Source organism: Bhargavaea sp. GQ12, assembly GCF_059758705.1.
This window is the reverse complement of sequence record NZ_JCAXEU010000012.1, coordinates 1-18,391: the sequence shown is the minus strand read 5'-3', so window position 1 is coordinate 18,391 and position 18,391 is coordinate 1. Positions and strand designations below refer to the sequence as shown.

Annotated in this window: 16 protein-coding genes and 2 riboswitches; of the genes, 11 read left to right on the top strand and 5 right to left on the bottom strand. The window is 49.9% G+C overall.

Going from position 1 to position 18,391, the window contains the following annotated elements; genetic code table 11:
* Nucleotides 1-18: 18 nt before the first annotated feature.
* A complete protein-coding gene (locus AC6CHQ_RS11415; RefSeq protein ID WP_498081587.1) occupies nucleotides 19-1,152 on the bottom strand; it encodes a 5-methyltetrahydropteroyltriglutamate--homocysteine S-methyltransferase in 1,134 nt (377 codons plus the stop codon).
* A 27-nt stretch (nucleotides 1,153-1,179) separates the two neighbouring features.
* Nucleotides 1,180-2,307 (bottom strand): methionine biosynthesis PLP-dependent protein, encoded by a 1,128-nt coding sequence (locus tag AC6CHQ_RS11410; RefSeq protein ID WP_498081586.1) that lies wholly within the window; start codon nucleotides 2,305-2,307, stop codon nucleotides 1,180-1,182.
* Between the two features lie 91 nt (nucleotides 2,308-2,398).
* Nucleotides 2,399-2,504: riboswitch (SAM riboswitch) on the bottom strand.
* Nucleotides 2,505-2,719: 215 nt separating this feature from the next.
* Between AC6CHQ_RS11410 and AC6CHQ_RS11405 the strand changes: the two genes are divergently transcribed.
* From AC6CHQ_RS11405 to AC6CHQ_RS11360, 10 genes are all read left to right on the top strand, one after another.
* Complete coding sequence (locus tag AC6CHQ_RS11405; protein WP_424237783.1) at nucleotides 2,720-3,286, top strand: NADPH-dependent FMN reductase; 567 nt, start codon at nucleotides 2,720-2,722, stop codon at nucleotides 3,284-3,286.
* 110 nt (nucleotides 3,287-3,396) lie between these two features.
* Complete coding sequence (locus AC6CHQ_RS11400) at nucleotides 3,397-3,576, top strand: hypothetical protein (RefSeq protein WP_424237782.1); 180 nt, start codon at nucleotides 3,397-3,399, stop codon at nucleotides 3,574-3,576.
* Nucleotides 3,577-3,780: 204 nt separating this feature from the next.
* Complete coding sequence (locus AC6CHQ_RS11395) at nucleotides 3,781-4,479, top strand: hypothetical protein (protein WP_251239915.1); 699 nt, start codon at nucleotides 3,781-3,783, stop codon at nucleotides 4,477-4,479.
* 178 nt (nucleotides 4,480-4,657) lie between these two features.
* Nucleotides 4,658-6,139 (top strand): nicotinate phosphoribosyltransferase, encoded by a 1,482-nt coding sequence (locus tag AC6CHQ_RS11390; RefSeq protein ID WP_092055046.1) that lies wholly within the window; start codon nucleotides 4,658-4,660, stop codon nucleotides 6,137-6,139.
* A gap of 30 nt (nucleotides 6,140-6,169) precedes the next feature.
* The gene (gene nadE / locus AC6CHQ_RS11385; RefSeq protein ID WP_251239913.1) at nucleotides 6,170-6,997 is read left to right on the top strand and encodes an NAD(+) synthase; all 828 of its coding nucleotides are present in this window, start codon (nucleotides 6,170-6,172) and stop codon (nucleotides 6,995-6,997) included.
* A 339-nt stretch (nucleotides 6,998-7,336) separates the two neighbouring features.
* Nucleotides 7,337-8,236: an AAA family ATPase gene (locus AC6CHQ_RS11380; RefSeq protein ID WP_251239967.1), complete on the top strand. Its 900-nt coding sequence runs from the start codon at nucleotides 7,337-7,339 to the stop codon at nucleotides 8,234-8,236.
* A complete protein-coding gene (locus AC6CHQ_RS11375; RefSeq protein ID WP_498081585.1) occupies nucleotides 8,233-9,429 on the top strand; it encodes a DUF58 domain-containing protein in 1,197 nt (398 codons plus the stop codon). Before AC6CHQ_RS11380 ends, AC6CHQ_RS11375 begins: the two co-directional genes overlap by 4 nt.
* Nucleotides 9,429-11,606 carry a DUF4129 domain-containing transglutaminase family protein gene (locus AC6CHQ_RS11370; protein ID WP_251239911.1) on the top strand — a complete coding sequence of 726 codons (2,178 nt, stop codon included), beginning with the start codon at nucleotides 9,429-9,431 and terminating at the stop codon, nucleotides 11,604-11,606. The genes AC6CHQ_RS11375 and AC6CHQ_RS11370 overlap by 1 nt, the downstream gene beginning before the upstream one ends.
* A gap of 34 nt (nucleotides 11,607-11,640) precedes the next feature.
* Nucleotides 11,641-11,742, top strand: a riboswitch (purine riboswitch).
* Between the two features lie 104 nt (nucleotides 11,743-11,846).
* The gene (gene guaA, locus AC6CHQ_RS11365; protein WP_498081584.1) at nucleotides 11,847-13,400 is read left to right on the top strand and encodes a glutamine-hydrolyzing GMP synthase; all 1,554 of its coding nucleotides are present in this window, start codon (nucleotides 11,847-11,849) and stop codon (nucleotides 13,398-13,400) included.
* A gap of 519 nt (nucleotides 13,401-13,919) precedes the next feature.
* Nucleotides 13,920-14,447, top strand: coding sequence for a GrpB family protein (locus AC6CHQ_RS11360; protein WP_251239909.1), 528 nt, complete (start codon nucleotides 13,920-13,922; stop codon nucleotides 14,445-14,447).
* A gap of 179 nt (nucleotides 14,448-14,626) precedes the next feature.
* Here the strand turns inward: AC6CHQ_RS11360 and AC6CHQ_RS11355 are convergent, their stop codons facing one another.
* The gene (locus tag AC6CHQ_RS11355) at nucleotides 14,627-15,544 is read right to left on the bottom strand and encodes a class I SAM-dependent methyltransferase (protein WP_251239908.1); all 918 of its coding nucleotides are present in this window, start codon (nucleotides 15,542-15,544) and stop codon (nucleotides 14,627-14,629) included.
* A 282-nt stretch (nucleotides 15,545-15,826) separates the two neighbouring features.
* On the opposite strand from AC6CHQ_RS11355, the gene AC6CHQ_RS11350 reads away from it, so the two are divergent.
* Entirely contained in the window at nucleotides 15,827-16,183 is a 357-nt protein-coding gene (locus AC6CHQ_RS11350) for a cupin domain-containing protein (RefSeq protein WP_251239907.1), read from the top strand.
* A 451-nt stretch (nucleotides 16,184-16,634) separates the two neighbouring features.
* On the opposite strand, the gene AC6CHQ_RS11345 is transcribed toward AC6CHQ_RS11350, so the two are convergent.
* The gene (locus AC6CHQ_RS11345; RefSeq protein ID WP_095312434.1) at nucleotides 16,635-17,660 is read right to left on the bottom strand and encodes a sensor histidine kinase; all 1,026 of its coding nucleotides are present in this window, start codon (nucleotides 17,658-17,660) and stop codon (nucleotides 16,635-16,637) included.
* The gene (locus AC6CHQ_RS11340) at nucleotides 17,657-18,328 is read right to left on the bottom strand and encodes a response regulator transcription factor (RefSeq protein WP_095239542.1); all 672 of its coding nucleotides are present in this window, start codon (nucleotides 18,326-18,328) and stop codon (nucleotides 17,657-17,659) included. Before AC6CHQ_RS11340 ends, AC6CHQ_RS11345 begins: the two co-directional genes overlap by 4 nt.
* Nucleotides 18,329-18,391 lie beyond the last annotated feature (63 nt).

Sequence of the window (18,391 nt, the reverse complement as noted above, 5' to 3'; positions counted from 1 at the left end):
GATTCAGGGAAGCGATGTTCAGGCCTCAGGACCCCATACGTCCTTGGCGATCTTGGCAACATGCCGGACCTTCGCCCATTGCTCTTCCTCGGTGAGGATGTTTCCTTCCTCGGTAGATGCAAACCCGCACTGCGGGCTGAGTGCGAGCTGGCTGAGCGGCACATAAGTGGCCGCCTCGCGGATTCTTGCTTTGATCTGTTCTTCATCTTCAAGCTCAGGGAACTTCGAAGTGACGAGGCCGAGTACGATGGTCAGGTCAGGACGGTTAACGAAGCGGAGTGGTTCAAAACCTCCGGAGCGCTCGTCATCGAACTCGAGAAAGAGGCCATCGACGTTCAGTTTGCTGAAGATCACTTCGGACGCGCCTTCGTAGCTACCGCTTGAAGCATAGGAAGAGCGGAAATTGCCTCGGCAGATGTGCATCGTCACCAGCAGGTCATCCGGCCGGCCATCGATGGCTCCATTGATCGCCTCTGCAAACTTGTGGACAAGCTGATCCGGGTCGGAACCGAAGGCGCGTGCAAGCGCCCGGCTTTCTTCGGAGAAGAACAGCGACCATGCCGTGTCATCCAGCTGAAGGTAGCGGCATCCGGCATCATACAAGTCTTTGATGAATGCGCGGTAAGCCGGAATGAGGTCTTTGTAGAAGTCCTCGCCGTTCTGATAAAGGCCGGTTTCGATTCCGCTATGGAAAAAGAGCATGTTCGGGCTCGGGATCGTATACTTCACTTTGACGCCTTCGCCTGCGATTTCCTGGAGCTTACGGAAGTGGTCCAGGAATGGATGAGTTCCGGAATAGCCGATCTTGCCGGTCACCTTATAGCCGTGGGCTTTCGTTTTGACTCCGTTGAACGGGATGCCTTCGCCGGTTTCAGTGTACTCGATGCCGTCCAGGCCAAGAAGGAAGTCCATATGCCACCATGTCCGGCGGAATTCTCCGTCTGTAACGGCAGTCAGGCCGTTTTCAAGCTGCGCTTTGACGAGCTTTTTGATTTCTTCATCTTCCACAAGAACCAGTTCCTCGCGGGTGATCGAGCCTTCCTTGAACTGTTCACGGACATTTTTCAGGCGTTCTGGTCGGAGAAAGCTGCCGACATGGTCGGCTTTGAATGGGGTGCGGACGGTTTTCGTTTCTGGAAGGTTGGCAGTCATAGAGATTCCTCTTTTCATTAGTTTTTGTCAGGCAGATGGCTGTCCGGTTTTTGCAAGGGCGACCCTAAAGGCCTGCTTCAGGTCATCAATGAGATCTTCTGCGTCCTCGATGCCGATCGACAACCGTAGGAGGCTGTTATCGATACCGCGTCGCGTCCGCTCTTCAAGCGGGATATCCGCGTGGGTCTGTGTGGATGGGTAAGTGATAAAGCTTTCGACGCCTCCCAGGCTTTCGGCGAAGGCGATCAGCTGCAGTTCCTCCAGAAGTGGGGCGACGATGGCAGGATCTGCGGTACGGAACGATAGCATCCCCCCACGGCCCGGATAAAGGACCTGCGACACCGCGGGTTCCGACGTAAGATAGGCGGCAATCTCTTTTGCATTCAGTTCATGCTGCTTCATACGGAGAGGAAGGGTTTTCAGCCCCCGGATGACGAGCCATGAGTCGAACGGCGAAAGAACCGCTCCTTCCGCGTTATGCTGGGCGGCCAGCTGTGTGCAAAGGGCTTCACTTTTTGCGACGACGAGTCCCGCCAGTACATCATTGTGTCCACCAATGTACTTGGTCGCGCTATGGATGACGATGTCCGCCCCCAGTGTAATCGGCTTCTGGAGAATCGGCGTGTAGAACGTGTTGTCGACAATCAGCAGGAGACCATGCTGTTTCGCGATTTTGGCGTACACTTCAATATCGATTTCCTGCATCAGCGGATTTGTAGGGGATTCGATGAACAGCGCCTTCGTCGTATCCGTGATGGCACGCTTCACTTCATCGGGATCGCTGAATGTCAGGTAATCGACCGGAATGCCGTATTGCTTCCGGTATTGTTCCAGAAGGCGGTACGTTCCCCCGTATAGGTCCTCCGGCGCGAGAATGCCATCGCCCGGGCGGAATAGGGACAGGACAAGCCGGATGGCGGCCATGCCGGAGCTGCAGGCAAATGCCGCGTCTCCCGCTTCCAGTTCTGCAAAGCCTTCTTCGAGAAGGGCGCGGGTCGGATTCTTTGTGCGGGAGTAATCGAAGCCGGTCGATTGTCCGAGGCCGGGGTGCTCATAGGCGGTGGACAGGTGTATCGGAGGGTTCACCGCTCCCGTCCGGGGATCCGTCCGGTTACCCAGTTGGGCGAGGAGAGTGGCGGTCTTTTTTCTAGTCATTAGGCAGGCACCCTTTCGTTGATAGATGGGAGGGAATAAGAAAAGAGCCCTCCAAATAAGAAGAGGGCTCTGTATTTGTATACAGATGGTCTTCTTATCTTCCGGATCTTTCTGGATCCGCTGGAAGTAGCACCTTTGCCTTAAGGCAGGTTGCTGAGACATCAAAGGGCCAGTCCCTCCGTCTCTCTGGATAAGAATTGCTGATTCAATTGTTTGAAAAATGATTAGACTCACTGTATCACCGTTTAGGGCGGCCCGCAAGCCTTTTTTTTAAAATGAAGATTGAAAGAGTTTCCAGGTGTCCCGGTGAGCAAGAAGAGGGATGAAACATGTCGAATCGTGTAACATAACTGTGGATAAGCCGGAGACTACATTTCCGGCAATACAGTTATGCTGAAGGAGTGTTTCATCCATGACCATCAAAGTCAAAGCAATCATCGGGAGCACCAGCTCCACATCCTATAACCTGAAAGTCGTCGAAGCCATGCGCAGCCGCTACGCGGACCGTCTGGAAATCACGCCGCTCTTCATCAATGCTCTTGAGCCGTATGCAACCGATATTGAAAACAATCCGTCGGAAGATGTCTTGGACTTTAAGAAAGACGTGGCTGATTCCGACGCGGTCCTCTTTGCCGTACCGGAATACAACTTCTCCATCCCAGGCCAGCTGAAAAATGCCATCGACTGGATGAGCCGTGTCGATCTCGTTCTGAACAACAAACCGACATTCATCGTCGGCGCGTCGATGGGCGCGCTCGGCTCCGTCCGTGCCCAGCAGCATCTGCGTGAGATTCTGTCGAACCCGAACCTCGCTCCGGCAATCCTGCCGCAGAACGAAGTGTATATCGGCTCCGTCCACGAGAAAATCGACGAAGCAGGCAACCTTACTGACGAAGGGACCCTCGCGTTCCTCGACATCGTCGTGGACAACTTCATCAAGTTCTACGAGAAGGAAAAGGCAGCAGCAGCTGTCAACTGATCGTAACCGCCCATCCGGCATTGCCGGATGGGCTTTTTGATGGTGTTGATTGCGTGCATGCGCTTGCGGGTAAACTCCATAAAAGAGAGAAAAGAAAAGGAGAGATTGCCATGAACGATAAAAAGGATCGCGCAGGTAAGGCGAGCGAGCAGGCGCTCGGGCCGGACGACAAAAACGATTTCACCGGCATGCCGGACAAACAGAGTCCTGATTTCGAACCGGACCAAAGCCCGGAGGGGCAGGTCGAGCAGGCTGAACAAAGCACAAAGCGGGACAAGGGAGGGGAATAAACCCATTCCGGATCCCGAAATAGGGGGTAAACTCCCATAGGCCGCACGGGCGATTGACGCCGTGCGGCTTTTTGAATGCGCAAAACGGGCGATAACACCGCAGGGCGCCGGTAGATTCGCCCGAGCTGATGCTTGGCCCCCGAATACATTGGTAGAGCAAGGTGAAAAGACCTTGTGAGAAAAAAAGTGGAGGAGGTGAGAAAAATGAACCAAACAGAAATGCAAAACATCCTTAAGCAGGAAATGCCGAATGTCCTTCGCGGCCTTGATGCGGAAATCGCTGAAGCGAAGAATGCCGGAGACGTACAAAGCTTGAACAACCTTCAAGGGCTTCGGGCACAAATGACCCAGACGAATGGTTTCAACTTCAACCGTCTGGTCTTTGACTTTGCGACGCTCGAATTGCCGGCGAATTCTGTCAACACTGACCAAATTCCACCGTTTAAGCTGTTGAGGAACGATCCGTACCTGATCTGCTGCGGAGATTCGGTGGCCGGTGAGGCGCCTATGGCGGACGCAACATCAGTTTACGACCCTTGCGGATGCGGAGGTCTGGTGTTGATTGGTCCGCGCACGGTGGCCGGTTATATCAACTGGTACCTGAAAATCTGTCTGGACACGACTTTCGGGTTCTTCTGGGAGTCTTGCCCGGCTGATAATGAACTGCCGTTCACTGCGACCGGAACAACGTGCGTCATCCAAGAACTCTGTGAGGGCGGTTACGGCACAGACCTTTGTCCGACAGACTTCTGCGGTACAATTTCGTTCGCTATCCGCTGCAAAGGCTGTCCGATTGCAGAGGCGCTTGGACTTGCGGACAATAAGATTGTAGTCACGTACCTGATCGTCCACATTCTGCCAGATTGCGAAGACCCTTATGTCCCTGTTAATGGTGCACAGTAACATTGCTGATGCATGAGAGGAGCCTTCCCGAAAGCGGGGGCTCCTTTTTTGTATTAACAATCGACAGCGTCTCCCGGTAACCGTCACAACCCGCCCTTGATTGCTACCGGGTGTGGCAGGGTATATTCATGTTAATGTATAGTTAGTGTAAATTCTGAACTTGGAAGAAGGGATTCTTGTGTCGACGAATTATGCAGACGACAGTCTGATGCTCCATACAGACCTTTATCAGATCAACATGGCCGAGACGTACTGGGCGGATGGCGTCCATGAGCGGCGCGCGGTGTTCGATCTGTATTTCCGAAAGCTGCCGTTCGGCAACGGCTATGCGGTGTTTGCCGGGCTCGAGCGGGTATTGGAATACTTGAAGGGATTCCGCTTCTCGGAAAGCGATCTGGCTTATCTCCGTGACAATGCCGGCTACAAGGATGATTTCCTGTCGTATCTGGCCGATCTGCGGTTTACCGGGGATGTCTACTCGATGGTCGAGGGGGAGCTCGTCTTCGGCAACGAGCCGATCATCCGTGTTGAGGCGCCGCTGATCCAGGCCCAGCTGATCGAGACTGCGCTTCTCAATATCGTGAACTATCAGACGCTGATCGCGACGAAGGCCAGCCGAATCAAGCAGGTCGTGAAAAATGATGTCGTCATGGAGTTCGGCTCGCGCCGTGCCCAGGAGATGGACGCGGCAATCTGGGGTGCACGTGCCGCGGTGATCGGCGGGGTTGAGGCAACGAGCAATGTCCGGGCGGGCAAACTGTTCGGCATTCCTGTCGCCGGTACGCATGCCCACTCGATGGTGCAGGCGTACGAGAGCGAGTATGATGCATTCCACGCTTATGCGCGCCGTCACAAGGATTGCGTGTTCCTCGTTGATACGTACGACACGCTTAAGATCGGGGTCCCGACGGCCATCCGCGTGGCAAAAGAGCTCGGTGACAAGATCAACTTTATCGGTATCCGTCTCGACAGCGGCGACATCGCCTACCTGTCGAAGGAGTCCCGCCGCATGCTGGACGAGGCCGGATTCAAGGATGCGAAAATCATCGTCTCGAACGACCTCGATGAGTACACCATCATGAACCTGCAGCTCCAGGGGGCGAAGGTGGATCAGTGGGGGATCGGCACGAAGCTGATCACCGCCTATGACCAGCCTGCGCTCGGAGCAGTGTACAAGCTTGTCGCGATCGAAAACGAAGAAGGCGTCCTGGAAGACCGCATCAAGATTTCTTCCACTGCCGAAAAGGTGACGACGCCGGGCCTCAAGAAAGTCTACCGGATCATCGACCGTGAAAACGGCAAGGCGGAGGGCGATTACATCACGATGTGGGACGAGAAGCCGGAAGAGGAGTCCCGCCTCAAGATGTTCCACCCGGTCCATACGTTCATCTCGAAATTCGTAACGAATTTTGAAGCGGTGAATCTGCACCAGGAGGTTGTCCGTGAAGGGCATATTGTCTATGACCTCCCGGAACTGCCGCAAATCACAGAGTTCGCCCACGGACAGCTTAACCTGCTTTGGGACGAGTACAAGCGCTCGCTCAATCCGGAGGAGTATCCGGTCGACCTAAGCCAGAAGTGCTGGGACAATAAAATGCGAAATATCCATGAGGTCCAGGACCGCATCCATGAGTTTGAGACAGACGGAGCGGAAAACTGACCCCTGTCTGAAAAGAAGGAGGAAGTGATTATGACACTGCAGGAAGAGATTATCCGGGAACTGAAAGTGAAGCCGGAAATCGATCCGCGCGAAGAAATCCGCGTGTCGGTCGATTTCATGAAGGACTATGCCCGCGCCCATCCGTTCCTGGAAGGGTTCGTGCTCGGCATCTCGGGCGGTCAGGATTCTACCCTCGCAGGGAAGCTGGCCCAGATGGCGGTGGACGAGCTGAATGAGGAGGAAAGCACGGATCGGTACAAGTTCCATGCGGTCCGTCTCCCGTACGGCAAGCAGTTCGACGAGAAAGACGTCGATGATGCGATGGCATTCATTTCGCCGTCCGAGTCTTATGAGGTCAACATCAAGCCGGCAGTCGATGCCAGCGCGGCGGCCTTGGCCGGAGCGGGCGTGCCCCTGACCGATTACGTAAAGGGCAACGAGAAAGCGCGCGAGCGGATGAAGGCCCAGTTCGCCATTGCCGCGATGAAGAAGTCGGTCGTCATCGGCACTGACCACGGGGCGGAGGCGATCACCGGCTTTTATACGAAGTTCGGCGACGGCGCAGCTGACATCGTGCCGCTTTTCCGGCTGAACAAGCGCCAGGGACGGGCCATGCTCAAGGAGCTCGGCTGTCCGGAGCATCTTTACAATAAGGTTCCGACCGCCGATCTTGAAGAGGACCGTCCGGCCATTCCTGATGAGGTCGCCCTTGGCCTGACGTACGATGACATCGACAATTACCTGGAAGGCAAGAAAAATTCTCCGGAAGCACAGGAGAAACTCGAAGCCTATTACATGAACTCCCGCCACAAGCGCCATCTGCCGATCACGGTATACGATGACTTCTGGAGAAACTGAATCTTGAGAGGAACCCGCCGGGCTGATGCCGGCGGGTTTTTGATTGTAGAAAGACTACCTCTCAACAGAGCGGTTTCGTCATTCGGGCTCTCAATCTCGTCATTCGCAATCATTGCCGCCCGCTAATACACACCATTCGTCCCGGGCAGACCAAACATTTCAATGAATCCACCAGTCAAACGCCCCCTCAGATTGACCCATGCCCTGCCTTCCTCTAAACTGAAATCAGTATAAATAATTTCCAGTAGACCGGCCGGGAAACCGGATAGAGACAGGGGGAACCCGATAGTGGAAGAACACGGAAAGCTGCTTAAAGTCATTGAAAATATCGAAGAAGTGATGATCGGAAAACGTGATGTGGCAGAGCTGAGCGTGGTCGCTCTTCTTGCCGGCGGGCACGTGCTGCTCGAGGACGTCCCCGGCGTCGGGAAAACGATGATGGTGCGGGCGTTGGCGCGATCGGTCGGGGCCGAATTTAAGCGCATTCAGTTTACCCCGGATCTGCTGCCGTCTGATGTGATCGGCGTCTCGATCTACAGCCCGAAAGAGATGGAGTTTCAGTTCCGTCCCGGCCCGATCATGGGGAACATTGTTCTGGCCGATGAAATCAACCGGACGTCCCCGAAAACACAATCTGCCCTTTTGGAAGGGATGGAAGAAGCTTCCGTTACGGTCGACGGCCGTACGCTTGCGCTCCCGGACCCGTTCTTTGTCATGGCGACACAGAACCCGGTCGAGCATGAAGGCACTTATCCGCTTCCGGAGGCGCAACTTGACCGCTTCCTCCTGAAGGTGAAGATGGGTTATCCGGTCCGCGAGGATGAAGTGGAAGTGCTTCGCCGCGCGGAAAAGCAGCCGCCGATTGACCGGATCCAGCCTGTCATTACACTGGATGAGTTGAGGGATATCCGTATCCGTGCAGCAGAAGTTTCGGTGGATGACACTGTGAAGGGCTATATCGTCGATCTGGCCGAAAGCACGCGGAAAAGCCCTGACATCCGTCTTGGTGTCAGTCCGAGGGGATCGATTGCGCTGATGCGGGCTGCTCGCGCACTCGCTTTCCTGGAGGGCCGCGATTATGTACTGCCGGATGATGTCCAGCATCTCGCCCCGTATGTGTTCAGTCACCGGATGATTCTACAGCCGGAAGTGCGCTATGAGGGAATTGATGCAGAGGAATTGGTGGAACGCATCGTCACGAGAACAAAGGTCCCTGTCCGGAGAGCAGGCACACGATGAAGCGGTTTCTCCGCAAGGCGGGACCGATGCTCCGCCTCATCGGAATCCTCGCCGTTCTGGCCGGGGTGTTTGCCTATGCACAGTTCCAGGGGGGCGTCGTCAGCTGGACGGTGTTTTATATGGTGTTGCCGTTTGGCCTGTACGGTATTTTCCTTTACTTTTATCCGCTGCGGGCAATTACTGCGGAGAGGGAAGTCGGGCGACGGGAGATTCCTTACGGGAGCCCGCTCAGGTCAACTGTCCGCTTCGGCCGGCGATTCATGTTTCCGCTTCTTTATGTGACTGTGAAAGAGATTCCGGGAAGCGCGGCACAGCTACCGATGCCGACCACTCTTTTTCTTTGGGGATTCCGCAGGAAAAAGGATTGGTCCTATGAGACCGGTCCGCTGATGCGCGGGGAACATGTGCTGGAAGGAATCGAGATCGAAGCATCCGACTTTTTCGGCTGGATGAGGAAACGTCATTTCATCCCGCTGCGCCAGACCATCACCGTGCTTCCGAAGGTGACCGACATGCGGGAAGTTCCTTCCGCTGCCTCCGAAGAGCGGGGCAGCGCGGCGGCATCATTCGCTTCCGTGAAAGAGTCGTCCGTCGCCACGGGGATCCGGGATTATCAGCCGGGGGATCGGCTTTCCCGGATCCACTGGCCGGCTTTTGCGCGGACTGGAGAGCTCCATTCGAAGGAACTGGAGGACCGCAGGGCGCAGGACCTTCTGCTCGTCCTGGACGGTTCGCCGTCTCCGCAATTCGAGGAGCAGGTCGGTTTCGCGGCGTCCATACTGAAAAAGGCGGTCGAATCCCGCTCGGCTTCCGGGTTCCTGAGCCTCGGGGAAGCGGGCGCGGCGATTCCCCGGGTGGAAGGGCCGGACAGTCTCAGGGCAGCGATGCTGCATCTGGCGCGGTTCAGGCCTTCTCCCTCCGGAGGGCATCTGCCGCCGGCGGACAGCCGCGCGCTCGCGGCGGCCCGTACGATGACGGTCATTACAGGTCCGCTTACGGAAAAATGGGTGGCCGCGTTTCTCCGGGAAGCCCGGCAGGCGTCCGGCGGTATCCTCTTTTCTGTTCTCGGGAAGGACGAGCACCCGGGCCGCGTGGGCATGGAAGCCGCACGTGCAGCCATTGCCGCCGGATTTGATGTCCGGTTTGTCACGGAACGGGACTTTGCGGATCCGGAAAGGGGAGGTGCGCGCTGATGAACCAGAAAGCGGTTGACCGGATTTTCCTCGGCCTCATTTATGTTCTGGTGGTTCTCCTCGTCAGGGAGTGGCTTCTCCCGATCATCGAACTGACCGGGGCGGGCCACCTGGCACTCTTTGTTATCTTCGTCGGTCTTTGTTTTGCCTTCCCGCTTTTCGGTGCACCCTGGTGGCTCTCCGGGCCTGTGAAGCTGATCTATGCAGTCTGGTTTATCGCCCATGCGCATATGGACGGACCTGCGACGCCTGTTACGTCGGTGTCATTTGTCCTGGGTGACCTTCTGCAGAATGCCGGGCTCCTCGTCACGGGCGAGCTTGGCCGCATTACCGATCCGTTCCGGACAGTGCTGTTTCTCGCACTGCTGTGGATGGCGTCTTACCTGATCCAGTATTGGATCAACGTGAAGATGTCTGTCCTTATTTTCTACGGGATGACGGTGATCTTCATCACGATCCTGGATACGTTCAGTCCGTACAGCGCAGATGCGGCAATTCTCCGCGTCCTCGTGATCGGCTTCCTGCTGCTCGGGCTCACGTTCCTCGCGAAGCTTGCGGATGGGCAGGGTAAGCGGCCTGGCCTGCCGGCATTCCTGGTGATGACGATTCCGCTGCTCGTGCTGGTCACGGCGGCCGGCGCTGTGAGCCAGTTTCTTCCGAAGTCCGATCCCGCCTGGCCGGACCCGGTGCCGTTCATCAAGTCGTTCGCCGAAGGGGCGGGCGACGGTCTTGGCCGTGATGCCGGGAAGATTGGCTACGGCGAGGACGATTCAATGCTCGGCGGCCCGTTTATCGGAGACGACACAGTCGTTTTCGAGGCAACGGCCGACCGGGGCCAATACTGGAAGGTCGAGACGAAAGACACGTACACGTCGAGAGGATGGATCCATTCCTCGGAGGAGCAGGAACTGCTTCCGGTAGGCGGAAGCCGGCCGATCGACGAGCCGCTCCTTGCCGGGACAACCCGCGGCGAAGATACGGCGGCTGTTTCGATGCAGCTTGATTTTGAATTCATCGTCAGGCCTTACGGGGCGATTGCGCCTTCCGGACCTGAAGGGACCGAGTTTCTCCAGGAAGCGGGTACGGGGAAGGTCGTCCCGTTCATAAACAATGAACCCGCCGTACTGGATGCTTACAGCGTTACTTATGATGAGCCGGCATACAGCATGACCGCTCTCCGGGCCACGGTTCCGGATACGCTGCCGCAGGGAGTGCTCACACAATACCTGCAGCTTCCCGACGGTCTGCCCCAGCGCGTGCACGACCTGGCACTTGAAATCACGGGCAGGGAAGAGACGCTCTACGGTAAGGCCCGTGCGGTCGAGCAGTACTTCAGGCAGAATGGCTTTGTCTATGACCAGGCCAACGTCGCATCCCCGGGAACCGGCGAGGATTTCACCGACCACTTCCTGTTCGAGACGAAGCGCGGCTACTGTGACCATTTCTCGACGTCGATGGTCGTCCTTCTCCGCTCGGCCGGTGTGCCGGCCCGCTGGGTCAAGGGCTTCAACGAAGGCGAGGAGATCGGTCGCAGTGATGCCGGCCGGCAGTTTGAAGTGACGAACAACAATGCCCACTCCTGGGTTGAGGCGTACATGCCGGGTGTCGGCTGGATGCCGTTTGAGCCGACGATCGGCTTCGACGGCGCAGGCGGCATCGATTATGATCTGGACCTGGAGGAAATGACGGAAGAAGAAACACAGGAGATGGAACAGTCCGCCCAGCCGGAAGAAGCCGAAGAGGAAGAAACGCCGGCAGCAGCCAAAGGGGACGGCTTCTGGAAATCCCTCGGGGACCGGATCGCGGAAAACAGCCGCGTGATCTATATCGCGCTTGCCGTTCTCGCGGCGGCTGTACTTGCCGCTTTCCTCCTCAGGGACAAATGGCTTCCGAGAGTGATGGTGGCGCGCTTCAGGAAACGTGCGCTCGACCGCGGTGAATTCGAGCGGTCATATGCCCGGCTGCTCAAAAGACTGCGGAGCTACGGCCTTCCGAAAGAGGACGGCAAGACGCTTTCCGCCTATGCCCGGGAAGTCGATGCCCACTTTGGCGGCGATGACATGAAGCGGCTGACCGAGGCGTACGAAGCGGTCCTTTATGGCGGCAGGGACGCCGTCGGTGAGGAGAGGGCAATCAGGGAAAGTTGGGAAAATTTAATCAACAGGACCATCAGTTGATTTTCGGGGCGGCAAGGGGTAAACTGACTAAAAATCGGATAGACCGGGTCGCCCTCATATAAGTCCGGAAATATGGTCCGGATGTCTCTACCAGGCCGCCGTAAATGGCCTGTCTATGAAGGCGGATGCTATACGTGCGTGCACGGGGCATCCGCTTTTTGGATGGAGATGAGAACGCGCGGAAGCTTTTTCTGCGCGTTTTTATTTTGACCCGGTCCGACAGGAAAAGGTGGAATAAACTTGTCTGCAGAATCCCTCTTGCTGGAACAGGAAAAGATCGTCGTCCTCGATTTCGGCAGCCAGTACAACCAGCTCATTACCCGCCGCATCCGTGAGTTCGGCGTCTACTCCGAACTTCACCCGCACACCGTCACCGCAGAAGACATCAAAGGGATGAACGCTGCCGGCATCATCTTCTCCGGCGGCCCGAACTCGGTCTACGGTGAAACGGCATTTACCGTCGATCCGGCCATCTTCGACCTCGGGATCCCGGTCCTCGGCATCTGCTACGGTATGCAGCTCATGGCCCATCACTTCGGCGGCAACGTCGAAAGGTCATCCCGCCGCGAGTACGGCAAAGCGGAAATGAACGTCAAAGAAGGCGCAGCTCTTTTCGAGGACCAGCCATCCGACCAGATTGTCTGGATGAGCCACGGAGACCATGTTACGGCAGTTCCTGAAAACTTCACGACAGTGGCGACAAGCCCGAGCTGCGTAATTGCGGCAATGGAAGACCCGTCCCGCGGCATGTACGCGGTCCAGTACCACCCGGAAGTCCGTCATTCCGTCAACGGCAATGACCTGCTCCGCCACTTCGTGTTCGGTATCTGCAAGGCGGAAGGCGGCTGGACGATCGGCAACTTCATTGAGCTTGAAATCGAAAAAATCCGCCAGGAAGTCGGCGACAAGCAGGTCCTCTGCGCGCTGAGCGGCGGGGTGGACTCCTCTGTCGTCGCGGCCCTTATCCACCGTGCGATCGGCGACCAGCTGACATGCATGTTCGTGGACCACGGCCTGCTGCGTAAGGGCGAGGCGGACAGCGTCATGGAGACGTTCGTCGGCAAGTTCGACATGAAAGTGATCAAAATTGATGCACAAGAGCGTTTCCTCTCGAAGCTCGCCGGCGTATCGGATCCTGAGAAAAAGCGGAAGATCATCGGCAACGAGTTCATCTATGTGTTTGACGAGGAAGCCGCCAAGCTGACAGACATGGACTTCCTGGCGCAGGGCACTCTCTACACCGACATCATCGAGTCTGGCACCGCGACCGCCCAGACAATCAAGTCCCACCACAACGTCGGCGGCCTGCCGGAAGACATGACATTCAAGCTCATCGAACCGCTGAACACGCTCTTCAAGGACGAAGTGCGTGCACTCGGCTCGGAACTCGGCCTTCCGGATGAAATCGTCTGGCGCCAGCCGTTCCCTGGACCGGGCCTCGGCATCCGTGTCCTTGGCGAAATCACGGAAGAAAAGCTTGAAATCGTTCGCGAATCCGACTTTATCCTTCGCGAGGAAATCGCGAAAGCCGGACTCGAGCGCGACATCTGGCAGTACTTCACCGTGCTTCCGGACATCCGCAGCGTCGGCGTCATGGGCGACGAGCGCACGTACGACTACGCAATCGGCATCCGCGCCGTCACATCAATTGACGGAATGACGTCCGACTGGGCGCGCATCCCTTGGGACGTGCTCGAGAAGATCAGCACGCGCCTCGTGAACGAAGTGGACCACATCAACCGCGTCCTCTACGATGTCACGAGCAAGCCGCCTGCAACGATTGAGTGGGAATAAGAATACAACTTAACTTGAAGAGGGAACACCGATTTAAAAGGATTTAACCTTGTTAAAAATAGACAAAAACCATATAAAATAATATAGTTCCCTACCAAAAACCCTACCAAGAAAAAATTTTGGTAGGGAATTTTGTTTTTTCATTGAATTTTGGTAGGGAACATTTTTCTGTGGATAACTCGGTTATATTATAATAAAAAGTTGGAACACAATGTAATAAAACGTGTATATGATAGTATAGGGATTTGATATTTTATTGAATTTTGATAGGGATTATTTTTGGGTTTTTGAATAAAATCGGTCAAGATTAAAATGAGGCTCTACAACCTTTTAAATAAGTTTTAAATAATTTGCATTCAGATTATCAGATTATTATGTAGAATTAATTTTTGTATGTTAAAATAGGGATTAAGAGATTGATATAAAATACTTTTTATACCACAAACGGGCCAGATTGTTGAAGTTAGGATGTTAGCATTGAGGTTTAACAATTGTTAATAAACTCTAGGGGGAGACACTTTGCGATTGGGATTGAAAAATGATGAGGTCAGATTAGAAAGCTATACATCTGAATGGGAAAACGAGTTCATTAAAGTTAAAGAAGAGCTAAGAGAACACACAAGTTTTGATGAAGAACGAATTGAACACATTGGTAGTACTGCAATCAAAGGAATGTCGGCAAAGCCCATAATAGACATAATTGTGGGTGTTGATGATTTACAAAAAGTTGATAAACCCTTATTAAAAAGTTTTAGTAAGGCAGGTTTCCTTAGATTGAAAGTAGAGAGACCTGGAGAAATTGTGCTTGCTAAATTTATTGATGATACTTACAAAGAAAAGACGCATTTTATACATTTAGTCGAATACCAAAAAGAGTTATGGAACAACCTCATCTTTTTTAGAGATTATTTAAACACCAATGAAGATGCAAAAACACAATATCTCGATATTAAATTGGGGTATCTGAAAGATTCGACGAAAGGAATAAAGGAATATACAGACTTCAAAGAGGAGTTTGTTAAAGGAATCTTTGCCAAGAGAAACTGATGTGATTTCCGTTAACGGGCGCGATTGTTTAACTTTGATGTTCGATTAACGGACCAGATTGCGGAATGACCGATAGTAAGTAAAATTATATAAACGTTGGATAACTAACCGATAAAAAGTAAATAAAACCTCTCAATCATAAGGAAGATTGAGAGGTGAGTTGGTTATTAACCAAAACATCATTTTTTTACAGCGTGGATATAATGAATCGTTTCGAATGCTGACAAATAATCTGAACGATCACCAAAGAATTGATTATTAATATCATTAGGTGATAAATGTTCATAAATGAGTAAACCTGCGTTTTCTAACATTTTTTCTATTTCATCATAAATAAAACATGATTTCATTGCCTCTCCACTAGCTGAAGCCATTTGAACCATATTTTGAACTCGGTCATACATTCCTTTCTCTTCAAAAAGTTTGTCATCTGCATAATCAAAAACTATAGAACTTCCGGATGGAACTTGGGTAAATAATTCATTAATTAGACGGGCATTTTCCTCTTTTGTTAAATAATAAGAAACACCTAATAGACTAAAGAAGGTTTTTTTATCAGGAATAAATCCTTCTTCGACAAGATTTTGAACAGCAAATTTTTTCGTGAAATCCATTGAAACAAAATGTAGATTGTCTGGAATTAGATAATTAGCATTAGCTACCCTTTTCTTTTTAAAGTCTTGTGTGGCTGGATAATCAATTTCGAATATATCTAAGTTATCGTGTAATTCTGGATGTCTGAAACAAAAGGTATCTAATCCAGCTCCTAGAATGACATACTGTTTAACGCCTAACGCTATTTCATGAAACAATACATTTTCACAATAAGCAGCACGTGCTAAAGTAGTTGGAGAGAGTTGGACTTGTGTAATCCATTTTAAAATTTCGTCTGGATGGTCCTGATATTTCTTTGCAATTTCTTGATTAAAGAATTGGATTCCTTTAATCATATTCTCACGAATATCTGCAAATTCTTTTTGGGAAATTAAATCTTTTGCAATAAAATCATCAAAAATTTTGGGTGTGTCATATTTACTGTGATACGCACGACCAAATGCTGATATTAAGGAAGTTAAACTTGCTTCATTATTCTTCATAAATTAATCCTCCCGTAAAACAAAAATAAGATTCCCCTGGCCAGGAGAACCTTATTATACACAAAATAATTTTAATTGTAAATTATAGCATAAATAAATTTTTTTGTCAATAATAAATGCTTATTTTATAAAAAATCTCTTTATTTCAGTTATAATAACGGCGTTAAATAGGTGAATCAAATAACGTAACAATCGGGCGCAAGAAATGAATAGCAGAAAGACATTTATCTTAAGGCTCTCTCGAATAAGTTTTATATTTATATTGGAATTTGGAGGTACATTATGGAGTTTTATCAATTCAATAAAGATAAAGGAAAAAAGATTTCAAAATTTAATTCAGATTTTATTATGTCTCGTATAATTCAAACGGAAAAGGAAACTCATATTGGATGTATGTACTTAGGTAAAAACGGTATTATTGGGTACCATCAAGCAGTGGTACCTCAACTTTTTTTAATTATGAGTGGTGAGGGGTACGTACGAAGTGAAAAAGAAGAATATTTAAAAGTACAGACTGGAGATGCGGTATTTTGGGATAAAGATGAATGGCATGAAACCAAAACAAATGATGGACTAACCGCTATAGTCATTGAAGGTGAGAAATTAAGTCCTTCTTCATACATGCCTTTAAAGGAATAGAAGATGTTAAACAAACGGGCGCGATTGTGGAGGATTACAGCTAGAAAATGATCGAACTTTTTTAAAAAAATGTATAGTACTTCACAAAGAAAGAATCCGTTTTGATCAATCTTAATTCAAAACGGAATTTTTTAATTGTTATTTATAGAACCAATATGTAGTTTTTGAATTAGATTGAATTAATTGATTTCTGAAATGTTCTAATTTTTTTCAGCAATTTCATTACTTACCCCGAATTTAACCCTTATTAATGATACTCCTTCTTTAATAGTATGTATTTTGTATCTTTGTAACATAAAGGTTGGAACACAAAAATGTAGTGCAAAATTATTGGCTTTCCATTCTTGATACTCTAAAAAAAGAGTATTAACGATAAACATTATTCTACTTGAACACCTTTAATTTGATACTATTTTCCGATTACCCAATTTCTTTAACCCCACCATTATACTTATAGATGATAATAATTTCTGATTTTTGGAAAGTGGATGATGACCTTCGTATATTTCCCATCTTCTGAATGAATGGAAAGGTCATGGCCTAATTTAAGAGCCATCTCTTTTGCAAGGTAGAGACCTAAACCGGTAGATTTGGCATGACTTCTCCCAATAAATCCTGTAAATCCTTTTTCAAATACGCGGCTGATATCCTCTGGCTTAATTCCAATGCCTGTATCTTGAATCTGTAGCCGCTTTTCTTTTCGATCTTCCTCAAATTGTACGGAGATTTCACCGCCTTCACCTGTATATTTTAAAGAATTTGAAAAAACTTGATCGATAATAAAACCAAGCCATTTACTGTCGGTATGGACAACCTGTTCAATATTGTCCATATGAAAACGAATTTGCTTGTTAATAAAAGATTTAGCATATTTCTTTACACTGTTTTTAGCGACTTGATCCAACACTACCTCGGAAATAAAATAATCTTTGGAAAAAGAATCGATGCGAGAATAATAAAGAGCCTGCTCTACGTAATTTTCTATTCTATCCAACTCATCTTCAAACTTGTCCACAAGGTATTCAACAGTTCTTCCATTACTGTTTTCCATAAGCAAGCGACCTGCCGCAATCGGAACCTTGACTTCATGAATCCAAGATGTAATAAAGTCTTGATGATCCATTTTTTCGTTATACAACTTTTGTAATTGATCGCCATGCACACTATTTACTTTTTTTAATAACTCAAGATATAACAGTTGTTCATCGTTTCGCGGTTTAGGCAGAGTTGCGAGAAATTCTTCATGATTACTTTCAACCAAATCATTTAATTCCCGATAAAATTCTCTATTGTAATAGTATTCGATGATTACGTATATAGCTACAATAAAAAAGATAACCATATTGGTATATACGATATTACTTACAGCGTTTCTGGAATCTGTGCTCACAATCATCATCAAAGAAACAAAGAACATAATGATCATGTTTAATATAAAGAAATTCCGTTTATCTTTTAAGTAATGAAAGAAATTCATTGAATTATATAACCTTGTCCTTTCTTAGTTGTAATAAAGTGTTCTTTTCCAAGTTCAACAAGTTTTTTACGCAGGCGAGCAATATTAACCGTCAATGTATTTTCGTCCACGAAATTTTCATTCTTCCAAAGGCTACGCATCATTTTCGTACGACTGACGATGATTCCTTTATTTTTCATAAGAATTTTTAAAATAAGAAATTCTGTTTTCGTGAGTTCCGATTTTCGATCTCCATGTAAGACCTCTCCGTTTTCAAGATTTAATATAATTCCATCATGTTCCATTGTCTGAGACTGTGTTTCCATATAGGAATACGTTCTGCGAAGGAGTGCATTAATTTTTGCAATCAATACATCCATATGGAAAGGTTTTTGAATATAATCATCTCCTCCCATGTTCATCGACATCACTATATCCATTGGTGTATCACGGGAAGAGAGAAAGATCATAGGGACCTTTGAAATTTCTCTGATTTTATTACACCAGTAAAATCCGTCAAACGATGGCAAATTGATATCCATGATGACTAGGTGAGGATCATGATTAAGAAATACCTGCATGATTTGGTCAAAGTCTTCGATCTTAACGGTTTCAAAACCCCACTTTTCTAATGTTTCCCCTACCATATCACGAATGGTCAAATCATCTTCCACAATCATGATTTTCATTCCTTTTCCCTCCAAACAATCATCCTTCTGTAACATCATATTAATTGAATATCGACCAACATA

Coding starts and splice junctions, on each gene's coding strand:
- AC6CHQ_RS11415 (WP_498081587.1), bottom strand. CDS start 1,152: ATGACTGCCAACCTTCCAGAAACGAAAACCGTCCGCACCCCATTCAAA.
- AC6CHQ_RS11410 (WP_498081586.1), bottom strand. CDS start 2,307: ATGACTAGAAAAAAGACCGCCACTCTCCTCGCCCAACTGGGTAACCGG.
- AC6CHQ_RS11405 (WP_424237783.1), top strand. CDS start 2,720: ATGACCATCAAAGTCAAAGCAATCATCGGGAGCACCAGCTCCACATCC.
- AC6CHQ_RS11400 (WP_424237782.1), top strand. CDS start 3,397: ATGAACGATAAAAAGGATCGCGCAGGTAAGGCGAGCGAGCAGGCGCTC.
- AC6CHQ_RS11395 (WP_251239915.1), top strand. CDS start 3,781: ATGAACCAAACAGAAATGCAAAACATCCTTAAGCAGGAAATGCCGAAT.
- nadE (WP_251239913.1), top strand. CDS start 6,170: ATGACACTGCAGGAAGAGATTATCCGGGAACTGAAAGTGAAGCCGGAA.
- AC6CHQ_RS11380 (WP_251239967.1), top strand. CDS start 7,337: ATGATCGGAAAACGTGATGTGGCAGAGCTGAGCGTGGTCGCTCTTCTT.
- AC6CHQ_RS11375 (WP_498081585.1), top strand. CDS start 8,233: ATGAAGCGGTTTCTCCGCAAGGCGGGACCGATGCTCCGCCTCATCGGA.
- AC6CHQ_RS11370 (WP_251239911.1), top strand. CDS start 9,429: ATGAACCAGAAAGCGGTTGACCGGATTTTCCTCGGCCTCATTTATGTT.
- AC6CHQ_RS11355 (WP_251239908.1), bottom strand. CDS start 15,544: ATGAAGAATAATGAAGCAAGTTTAACTTCCTTAATATCAGCATTTGGT.
- AC6CHQ_RS11350 (WP_251239907.1), top strand. CDS start 15,827: ATGGAGTTTTATCAATTCAATAAAGATAAAGGAAAAAAGATTTCAAAA.
- AC6CHQ_RS11345 (WP_095312434.1), bottom strand. CDS start 17,660: ATGAATTTCTTTCATTACTTAAAAGATAAACGGAATTTCTTTATATTA.
- AC6CHQ_RS11340 (WP_095239542.1), bottom strand. CDS start 18,328: ATGAAAATCATGATTGTGGAAGATGATTTGACCATTCGTGATATGGTA.